Origin of the sequence: uncultured Frigoribacterium sp., assembly GCF_963515265.1 — a bacterium.
Lineage (GTDB): Bacteria > Actinomycetota > Actinomycetes > Actinomycetales > Microbacteriaceae > Frigoribacterium.
In genome coordinates, this window is the sequence record NZ_CAUPYL010000127.1 from 1 (window position 1) to 7,684 (window position 7,684).

The window sequence follows — 7,684 nt, forward strand, 5'->3', positions numbered from 1 at the left end:
CCACCGGCCTGTCCCGCCGCGACCTCTACCAGGCCGCCCTCGCGGCGAAGGCCCCCCGCCCCTCCTGAACCCCCGGCGTGGGCGGCAGCCGAGGAGGCGCCGGCCGCGTCGCGGCGTCGGCGGCCGCACCTAAGATGGTCCCCATGCCCGCCGGCGACTCCTTCTTCATCGCAACGCCCATCTTCTACGTCAACGACGTGCCGCACATCGGCCACGCCTACACCGAGGTCGCGGCCGACGTGCTCGCCCGCTGGCACCGCCAGCGCGGTGACGACACGTGGCTGCTCACCGGCACGGACGAGCACGGCCAGAAGATCCTCCGCACCGCGACCAGCCACGACGTGACGCCGCAGGCGTGGGCCGACAAGCTCGTCACCGAGTCCTGGAAGCCGCTGCTCGAGACCGTCGGCATCAGCAACGACGACTTCATCCGCACGACCGACGAGCGCCATGAGAAGGGCGTGCAGCGGTTCCTGCAGAAGCTCCACGACGACGGCTACATCTACCAGGGCGAGTTCGAGGGCTTCTACTGCGTCGGCTGCGAAGAGTACAAGCAGCCGGGCGACCTCGTCGACGGCACCGGGGCCTTCGAGGGCGAGCAGGTCTGCGCGATCCACTCGAAGCCCGTCGAGCTCTTGAAAGAGAGCAACTACTTCTTCCGCATGAGCGACTTCGAACAGCGTCTGCTCGACCTGTACGAGTCGCAGCCCGACTTCGTCCAGCCCGAGAACGTCCGCAACGAGATCGTGCAGTTCGTCAAGCAGGGCCTGCGCGACCTGTCGATCTCGCGTCAGACGTTCGACTGGGGCGTCAAGGTCCCGTGGGACGAGAAGCACGTCGTCTACGTCTGGTTCGACGCGCTGCTCAACTACGTCACGGCCATCGGCTACGGCGTCGACGACGAGCAGTTCGACCGCCGCTGGCCTGCCGTGCAGCTCGTCGGCAAGGACATCGCTCGGTTCCACGCCGTCATCTGGCCCGCCATGCTGATGGCCGCCGGCCTGCCCGTCCCCAAGGCCGTCTTCGGCCACGGCTGGCTGCTCGTCGGCGGCGAGAAGATGTCGAAGTCGAAGCTGACCGGCATCGCGCCGCAGCAGATCACCGACGTCTTCGGCGCCGACGCGTTCCGCTACTACTTCATGCGGGCCATCACCTTCGGCCAGGACGGCAACTTCTCGTGGGAGGACATCTCGGCCCGCTACCAGGCCGAGCTCGCGAACGGCTTCGGCAACCTGGCCTCGCGCGTCATCGCGATGATCACCCGCTACTTCGACGGAACCGTCCCCGTCGCGGGCGAGCTGACGTCTGCCGACCTCGCCGTCCGCGAGACCGAGCTGCGGGTCACGGCCGCCGCCGACGGCGCGATGGACCGCTTCGCCATCAACGAGGCGCTCTCGTCGATCTGGGAGCTCGTCGACGTCCTGAACGGCTACATCACCGAGCAGGAGCCCTGGGCCCTCGCCAAGAAGGACGACCAGCGCGATCGCCTCGCGACCGTGCTCGCCACCGCCCTCCGCGGCCTCGGCACGCTCACGGTGCTGCTGTCGCCGTTCATGCCCACCGCGACCCGCACCCTGTGGGAGGCGATCGGCCAGGGCGAGCTCACCAGCCAGCCCGTCGACCGCGCCGCCGAGTGGTCGAGCGCCCCGACGGTCCAGCCGCTCGCGGCCGGGCTCTTCCCCCGCATCGAGCAGCCCGAGCCGGCCGCATGACCGACGAGCGCAGCAGCGGCGACGAGCGCAGCAGCGACGCGACGCCGATGCACGTCCGTCACCGCTCCTCCACCGAGTCCGGCGGGCAGACCCGCGACCTGACCTACCCGCCGAGCCCGCAGGCGCTCGTCGTGCCCGTGTACGACAACCACACGCACCTCGAGATCGCCGACGGTCAGAACGCGCTCGACTACCGCGAGCACCTCGACCGAGCCTCGAGCGTCGGCGTGCGTGGCGTCGTCCAGGTCGGCACCGACCTCGAGACGTCGCGCTGGTCGGCCGACATCGCGGCCCGCGAGCCGCGCGTGCTCGCCGCGGTCGCGATCCACCCGAACGAGGCGCCGCTGCTGGCGGCGCGCGGCGAGCTGGCCGACGCCCTCGACGAGATCGACGAGCTGGCCGCCCGCCCCCGCGTCCGTGCCGTCGGCGAGACGGGCCTCGACTTCTTCCGCACGGGGGCAGAGGGCCGCGACGCGCAGCTCGAGTCGTTCGCCCGGCACGTCGAGATCGCGAAGAAGCACGACCTGGCCCTGCAGATCCACGACCGCGACGCTCACGACGACGTCGTCGACCTGCTGCTCGAGCTCGGCGCCCCGGCGCGCACGGTGTTCCACTGCTTCAGCGGCGGCCCCGAGCTGGCGAGCATCCTGGCCGAGAACGGCTGGTATGCCTCCTTCGCCGGCACGGTCACCTTCAAGAACGCCGCTCCGCTGCGCGAGGCGCTCGTGCAGCTGCCGCGGCACCTGGTCATGGTCGAGACGGACGCGCCGTACCTGACGCCGACGCCGTTCCGCGGCCGGCCGAACGCGCCGTACCTCATTCCGCACACGCTCCGGTCGATGGCCGAGACCATCGGCACCGACGTCTCGATGCTCGCGGCGCAGATCTCGTCCAACACCGAGCTGGTCTACGGCTCGTGGACCGACGAGCCCGTGACGGTCGAGGGCTGATGTCGCGCTCGACGCTGCTCGGCCCCGCGGAGATCCGCGACCTCGCCGACCTGCTGGGCATCCAGCCGACGAAGAAGCTCGGCCAGAACTTCGTCCACGACGCCAACACGGTGCGGCGCATCGTCGCCGCGTCCGGGGTGTCCGCGGGGACCTCCGTCGTCGAGATCGGGCCCGGCCTCGGCTCGCTCACGCTCGGCCTGCTCGAGGCGGGCGCGGACGTCGTCGCCGTCGAGATCGACAAGCGCCTCGCCGCCCAGCTGCCGACGACCGTGTCGCTGCTGCAGCCCGCGGCCGACCTCTCGGTGGTCGTCGACGACGCCATGCGCGTCGTCGAGCTCCCCTCGGCGCCGACGCACCTCGTCGCGAACCTGCCCTACAACATCAGCGTGCCGGTGCTCCTGCACTTCCTCGAGCACTTCCCGACGCTGACGCGCGGCCTCGTCATGGTCCAGGCCGAGGTCGGGCTCCGCCTCGCTGCCGAGCCCGGATCCAAGATCTACGGCTCCCCGAGCATCAAGGCGGCCTGGTACGGCGAGTTCTCCACGGCCGGCCAGGTCAGCCGCCAGGTCTTCTGGCCCGTGCCGAACGTCGACAGCATCCTCGTCGCCTTCGACCGCAAGGAGGCGCGGGGCACCGAAGAAGAACGCCTCGCGGTCTTCGAGCTGGTCGACGCCGCGTTCCAGCAGCGCCGCAAGATGCTGCGGCAGTCGTTGTCGGGCGTCTACGGCTCGTCGGCCGCCGCGTCCGAGGCGCTCGAGGCCGCAGGCCTGCCGCCGACCGAGCGCGGCGAGCAGCTGACCGTGGACGACTTCCTGGCGCTGGCACGGGCGACGCGCTGAGCCGCAGGGCGCGCGGCGCGCTCGTCGCTGGCAGGCTGGCGGCGTGAGCACGCAGGGCAGCGACGACCACCAGCGGAGGCGACCCGCGGTCATCAGCGACGCCCGCCTGGCCTCGGGCACGGGCCGCAGCAGCGAGCAGTGGTTCGCGTTGCTCGACGCCGCGGACGCCACGCGGCTGTCCCACGCGCAGATCGCACGCCTCCTCGTCGATGAGCACGAGGTGCCCGGCTGGTGGGCCCAGTCGATCACCGTGCGCTACGAGCAGGCCCACGGAATGCGGCTCCCGGGGCAGCAGCCGGACGGCACGTTCTCGGTCGCGGTGAGCCGCAGCCTGAGGGGCGGGCCCCTCGAGCTGCTCGACCTCGGCGTCGAGCGGTTCGCGTCGTTCGCCGGGGGAGCACCCGAGGCCACGAGTCGCTCCGTCGGGCACCCGACGGCACGGTGGCGGCTCGAGGGCGACGTGCGCCTGCAGCTGATGGTCTCGCCCGGCACGGGCGACAAGTGCAGCGTCAGCCTCACGCAGAGCCGTCTGCGGCTCCCCGAGCGCGTCGAGCCTGCCCGCGAAGCCATGACCCGGGCGTTCCGGGTCATGGGGGACCGACAGAACTGACTAGGTTGGGAGCATGAGCTCCGTGGCCGGCCCGACCGTGGTCCACACCCGTGCCCCGGGCAAGATCAACGTGTTCCTCGCCGTCGGCGACCTGCAGGACGACGGCTACCACGAGCTCGCGACGGCCTACCAGGCGGTGTCGCTGTACGAGGACGTGCGGGCACGCAAGGCGGACGACTTCACCGTCCGGGTGACCGCGGGCCCCGGCGTGGACGTCTCGGGGGTGCCGACCGACGAGAGCAACCTCGCGGTGCGTGCCGCCCGCCTCCTCGCGACGACGACCGGCTACCGGGGCGGCGTCGACCTCAGCATCGAGAAGGCGGTGCCCGTCGCGGGCGGCATGGGCGGCGGCTCGGCCGACGCGGCCGCGACGCTGCTGGCCTGCGACGCCCTCTGGGGCACGGGCCTCGGCCGGGACGACCTGCTCAAGCTGTCGGCCGAGCTCGGGGCCGACGTGCCCTTCGCCTTCGCGGGCGGCACCGCCGTCGGCACCGGCCGCGGCGACGAGCTCAGCCCAGCGCTCGCCAAGGGGCAGTTCCAGTGGGTGCTGGCCCTGGCCGACTTTGGGCTGTCGACGCCGACCGTCTACCACGAGCTGGACGAGCACCGGCTGCGCCACTCGAGCGACATCTCGCCGGTGCGCCAGCCCGTCGTCGACACCGGCGTGCTGCAGGCGCTGCGCGCCGGCGACGCCGAGCTGCTCGCCGACGTGATGCACAACGACCTCCAGGCGCCCGCCCTGCACCTCGAGCCGGGGCTCGGCCGCGTGCTCGAGCTCGGCGAGGGCAACGGCGCCCTCGCCGGGATCGTCTCGGGCTCCGGGCCCACCGTCGCCTTCCTCGCACCCGACCTCGACGGGGCCCTCGAGCTGCAGATAGCGCTCAGCGCGGCCCGCCTCACCGTCGTGCGGGCGACGGGGCCCGTGCACGGCGCACGCGTCATCACCGACTAGGAGGCGCGGTCGCGGCGCGCCTCGACGCTCGCGCTCTCAGACGGCCGGCCTGGTCCGCACGGCCGGCCCGCGCCTCCTCGGCTTGCCTCGGCTCAGCGTGTGAACTTGAGCACGTTGGTGCGGGTGAGGCCCCACTCCTGGTCGAGCGTGAAGCCGACCGAGCCGAGCTGTTCGGTGACGCGGGGCCGCCAGTCCTGCTTGTCGCTCGTGATGAGCCAGACGACGTCGAGGTCGTCGGTGCGGTCGAGCACGTCCCCGAGCGGGTACTGGGTCTCCCAGAGGCCGTCGGTCTCGTAGCCGGGCGTCTCGAGCGTGAAGTCGGACATGCCGCGGAAGGCCTCGGGGTAGGTGTCCTGGATGATGCGCGACGTCGCCTTGGGATGGCGTCGGACGGGGCCGAAGACGACCCCCTCGCGGGTGCCGGGGGCCTCGGTCGCCCGCTCGCCGGCGACGAGGTCGGCGACCTGGTCCCAGGCGGACGAGTCCTTCGCCTCGGGCTGTCGCTGTTCGACGTACGTGGGTGAGGTCAGCACGACGGCGACGAGCAGCACCAGCGCGATCACGCGACGCCACGGGATCGCCGCGACCGCGACGGCCATCGTCATCGCGATGGCGGGCGTGCCGAAGGTCAGGTAGCGCGGCGAGTAGAGCGGGTCGACGACGAGCGAGACGCCCACGAGGCCGACGGTCGGCACGACCATCCACGGCAGCACGACCTCGGCGAAGCCGCGGGCGGCGGGCACGAGGCGGAGCGACAGCACGACGAGCGTCGCGCCGGCGCAGACGAGCGCGAAGACCGCGAAGTTCTCGTTGCCCTGGAACCACTGCGTCACGAGCACGCCGCGGAGCGTGCTGAAGCTCGGCCGTTCGATCCAGCTGACCTGGCTGTTCTGCGAGGCGATGAACCAGGCCAGCGGCAGGCTCGCGAGGCCAGCGACCCCGGCCCCGGCGAACCAGCCGAGCAGCGCCCGGCGCGACGACCGCACGGAGGTGGCGCCCGAGGCGGGCACGACGGCCACGGCGCCCGTGCGTGCCCACTCGTCGACGGCCGCGCGCTCGGCGGCGTGGTCGCGCCGGTCGCGCAGCACGCGGACGAGCATGGTCAGGGCGTGCCCCACGACGAGCAGTGCGATGTAGAGGAAGAAGGCGCAGGCCACGACGGCGAGCACGGCGTAGCCGACCCACCAGAGCGTGATCGAGCGGCGGGTGCGGGCGTGGCCGTCCTCGGCGGTGCGCCGGGCGGCCACGACGAGCACGAGCGTGAGCGCGACGGCGAAGAGGGCCGAGAGGGCGTACGAGCGGCCCTCGCCGCCCATCCAGGTCACGCGCGGCAGCAGCACGAAGAGCAGGCCCGCGACGACGGCGGTGCGCCGGTTCACGAGGATGCGGGTCAACGACACCGTGAGGCCTGCCGCGACGCCGGTGGCGAGGGCGCTCGGCACCCGCAGCGACGTGGGCGAGTACGGGAACACGTCGAACCAGAGGTGCATGAACGCGTAGTAGGCGGCGTGCACGAGGTCGACGGTGTGGATCATGGCCCAGAGCTGACCCCAGGTGCGGGTGGCCGAGACGACCGTCGCGGCCTCGTCGTACCAGACCGACGGCACCCACAGGAAGGCGCCGGAGACCAGCGTCGCGAGCACGCCGACCAGCACCGCGTCGGTGTGGCGACGGCCCAGGAGGCGCGCGGGCGACGAGCGCGTCGGCGGCTGCTCGGGCTCCGCGTCGCGGGCTACTGTGGGCGGGGTCGTGTCGTCCGCGGCCGTTCTCCGGAGGTCTGCCATGTCGTCACTGCCCCCTCTCGTGTCGGTCGCGTCGGGCTCGTCGGGGCCGGTGGCCGGGGACGAGACCGACGAGCGCTGGTCGCGCACCGTGCGGCTGCCGGACTTCGGCCTCGAGGCCCAGGCCCGACTGCGCGCGGCTCGCGTGCTGGTCGTCGGCGCCGGCGGTCTGGGATCTCCGGCTGTCCAATATCTCGCAGCCTCGGGTGTGGGGACGCTGGGAGTGGTCGACGACGACGTCGTCGACCGGTCGAACCTACAGCGTCAGGTGCTCTTCGGACCTGGGGACGTGGGCCTGCCGAAGGCGCGGATCGCCGCCGAGCGCGTGCGGGCGACCGCCCCCGACACGCACGTCGTCGTGCACCCCGTCCGGCTCTCGGCCGACACCGCCGCGATCCTCGACGGGTACGACCTCGTCGTCGACGGCAGCGACTCGTTCGACACCTGCTACGTCGTCGCCGACGAGGCCGCGGCCAGGGGACTGCCCGTCGTCTGGGGCAGCGTCGCCCGGCTCGACGGCCAGGTCAGCGTCTTCTGGGACGCCGCGCCCGACGGTCGCGACGTCGACTACCGAGACCTGCACCCGTCGCCTCCGGCCGGCGGCTGGGACGAGTCCTGCGCCGACGTCGGGGTGCTCGGGCCGCTCTGCGGCACCGTCGGCTCGGTCATGGCCAGCGAGGTCGTCAAGCTCGTCACGGGCGTCGGCGAGCCCCTGCTCGGCCGGGTCGTGACGATCGACGCGGGCTCCGCCTCGTGGCGCGAGAGCCGCCTCCGACGCGCTCCGCACCGGGCCCGAGAGCGGGCGGCGGCGAACGAGGCGCGGACGGCCGGGGCCTCGGG

7 protein-coding genes are annotated in these 7,684 nt (G+C 72.6%); 6 read left to right on the forward strand and 1 reads right to left on the reverse strand.

Annotated features, from left to right (window positions below; translation table 11 throughout):
• The first annotated feature begins 143 nt into the window (after nucleotides 1–143).
• The 5 genes from metG to RWM17_RS10265 are packed head-to-tail and all read left to right on the forward strand — an operon-like array spanning nucleotide 144 to nucleotide 5,063.
• Nucleotides 144–1,712 carry a methionine--tRNA ligase gene (gene metG, locus RWM17_RS10245; protein ID WP_314103335.1) on the forward strand — a complete coding sequence of 523 codons (1,569 nt, stop codon included), beginning with the start codon at nucleotides 144–146 and terminating at the stop codon, nucleotides 1,710–1,712.
• 47 nt (nucleotides 1,713–1,759) lie between these two features.
• The gene (locus RWM17_RS10250; protein ID WP_314103350.1) at nucleotides 1,760–2,662 is read left to right on the forward strand and encodes a TatD family hydrolase; all 903 of its coding nucleotides are present in this window, start codon (nucleotides 1,760–1,762) and stop codon (nucleotides 2,660–2,662) included.
• Nucleotides 2,662–3,501 (forward strand): 16S rRNA (adenine(1518)-N(6)/adenine(1519)-N(6))-dimethyltransferase RsmA, encoded by an 840-nt coding sequence (gene rsmA, locus RWM17_RS10255; RefSeq protein WP_314103338.1) that lies wholly within the window; start codon nucleotides 2,662–2,664, stop codon nucleotides 3,499–3,501. Before RWM17_RS10250 ends, rsmA begins: the two co-directional genes overlap by 1 nt.
• 43 nt (nucleotides 3,502–3,544) lie before the next feature.
• The gene (locus tag RWM17_RS10260) at nucleotides 3,545–4,111 is read left to right on the forward strand and encodes a hypothetical protein (protein ID WP_314103341.1); all 567 of its coding nucleotides are present in this window, start codon (nucleotides 3,545–3,547) and stop codon (nucleotides 4,109–4,111) included.
• 13 nt (nucleotides 4,112–4,124) lie between these two features.
• Nucleotides 4,125–5,063, forward strand: a complete 939-nt coding sequence (locus RWM17_RS10265) for a 4-(cytidine 5'-diphospho)-2-C-methyl-D-erythritol kinase (RefSeq protein WP_314103343.1) — start codon at nucleotides 4,125–4,127, stop codon at nucleotides 5,061–5,063.
• A 92-nt stretch (nucleotides 5,064–5,155) separates the two neighbouring features.
• On the opposite strand, the gene RWM17_RS10270 is transcribed toward RWM17_RS10265, so the two are convergent.
• Nucleotides 5,156–6,847 carry a glycosyltransferase family 39 protein gene (locus RWM17_RS10270; protein ID WP_314103345.1) on the reverse strand — a complete coding sequence of 564 codons (1,692 nt, stop codon included), beginning with the start codon at nucleotides 6,845–6,847 and terminating at the stop codon, nucleotides 5,156–5,158.
• Here RWM17_RS10270 and RWM17_RS10275 point away from each other — a divergent pair.
• The coding region (locus tag RWM17_RS10275; RefSeq protein ID WP_314103347.1) for a ThiF family adenylyltransferase at nucleotides 6,846–7,684 on the forward strand (839 nt) is incomplete at its 3' end. The genes RWM17_RS10270 and RWM17_RS10275 overlap by 2 nt on opposite strands.